This is a genomic window from Micromonospora deserti (genome assembly GCF_003236335.1).
GTDB lineage: Bacteria > Actinomycetota > Actinomycetes > Mycobacteriales > Micromonosporaceae > Micromonospora > Micromonospora deserti.
This window is the reverse complement of record NZ_POUB01000492.1, coordinates 1-1,714: the sequence shown is the minus strand read 5'-3', so window position 1 is coordinate 1,714 and position 1,714 is coordinate 1. Positions and strand designations below refer to the sequence as shown.

Annotated in this window: 2 protein-coding genes; one reads left to right on the top strand and one right to left on the bottom strand. The window is 72.2% G+C overall.

Annotated elements, in window-relative coordinates; all coding sequences use genetic code 11:
• The coding region (locus tag C1I99_RS31460; protein ID WP_146604109.1) for a chitinase at positions 1-905 on the top strand (905 nt) is incomplete at its 5' end.
• A 15-nt stretch (positions 906-920) separates the two neighbouring features.
• Here the strand turns inward: C1I99_RS31460 and C1I99_RS31455 are convergent.
• The gene (locus C1I99_RS31455; protein ID WP_111137760.1) at positions 921-1,592 is read right to left on the bottom strand and encodes a DedA family protein; all 672 of its coding nucleotides are present in this window, start codon (positions 1,590-1,592) and stop codon (positions 921-923) included.
• Positions 1,593-1,714: the final 122 nt, after the last annotated feature.

Genomic DNA, 1,714 nt, shown 5'->3' with positions numbered 1-1,714 from the left:
CCACCGGCCTGCCGAAGCACATCCTCACCGGGTACTGGCACAACTTCGACAACCCGGCGGTCGAGCTGCGGCTGCGCGACGTGCCGGCCGAGTACGACGTGGTCGCCGTCGCCTTCGCCGAGGCCACCGCGACCCCCGGCGCGGTCACCTTCGCCGTCGACCCCGGCCTCTCCGCCGCGCTCGGCGGCTACACCGACGCGGACTTCTCCGCCGACGTCCGCACCCTGCAGAACCGGGGCAAGAAGGTGATCATCTCGGTCGGCGGGGAGACCGGCCGGGTGGCGGTCAACGACGCCGCCTCGGCCGTGGCGTTCGCCGACAGTGTCCATGCGCTGATCCAGCGGTACGGCTTCGACGGGGTCGACATCGACCTGGAGAACGGGCTCAACCCCACCTACATGGCCCAGGCGCTGCGCTCCCTGCGGGCCAAGGTCGGCAGCCGCCTGATCATCGCGATGGCCCCGCAGACCATCGACATGCAGTCCCCCGGCAGCAGCTACTTCAAGCTGGCGCTGGACATCAAGGACATCCTCACCGTGGTCAACACGCAGTACTACAACTCCGGGGCGATGCTCGGCTGCGACCGGAACGCCGCGTACGGCCAGGGCACGGTGAACTTCATCGTCGCGCTGGCCTGCATCCAACTGGAGGCGGGACTGCGCCCCGACCAGGTCGGGCTCGGCCTGCCGGCCGGACCGGGAGCGGCCGGCGGCGGCATCGTCGCGCCCAGCGTGGTCAACGCGGCCCTGGACTGCCTGGCCCGGGGCACCAACTGCGGCAGCTTCCGGCCCCCGCGCACCTACCCGGGCATCCGCGGTGCGATGACCTGGTCGGTCAACTGGGACGTCAGCAACGGCAACGGCTTCGCCCGTACCGTCGCCCCACACCTGGACACCCTGCCCTGAGCGGACGCCACGCGGTCAGCGACCGGCGGTCACCGACCGTCGGTCGCGCCGCGCCCGGCGCCGGCGCACCTTCTTCACCGACCAGCTCGCGACCATCACCGCGACGGCCGCGAAGATTGCGTAGTTGAACCAGCTGCTGTACCGGTCGACGTCCTGCCAGCGGGAGCCGAGCGCGTAGCCGAGTCCGACGATCAGCGAGTTCCACCCGGCGCTGCCCAGCGTGGTGAAGGCGACGAACTCGCCCAGCGGCATCCGGTTCGCCCCGGCCGGGACGGAGACCAGGCTGCGTACCACCGGCACCAGCCGGCCGAAGAGCACCGCCCACCGCCCGTACCGCTCGAACCAGCGGTCCGCCTTCTCCAGGTCGTCGAGGTCCACCAGGGGCAACCGGTCCAGCCATCGCTTCAGCCGGTCCTCGCCGAGCGCGGCGCCGAGCCAGTAGAGCGCCAGCGCGCCGGCCAGCGAGCCGACCGTCGCGGCGAGCACGATCACCACGACGTGGAAGCGGCCCTCGCCGGCCAGGTATCCCGCCATCGCCAGGACGATCTCGCTGGGGATGGGCGGGACGATGCTCTCCAACGCGACCAGCAGGGCCACGCCGATCGCGCCCATCGCGTCGATGACGCCGGCCACCCAGCCGGTCAACCCGGTGAGCCGGGCCGGGTCGACATCCTGGGCCAGTGCCATGGCGATCCTTCCGTGCGCGGCCGGGGGATCGGACAGTGGTACCCGGTGCCGCCCCGCTCACACCTCGTGGTGAGCCGGCCACGACGCGCCGTGATGTCCGGCGCCGCCCGCCGCCCGCCGCC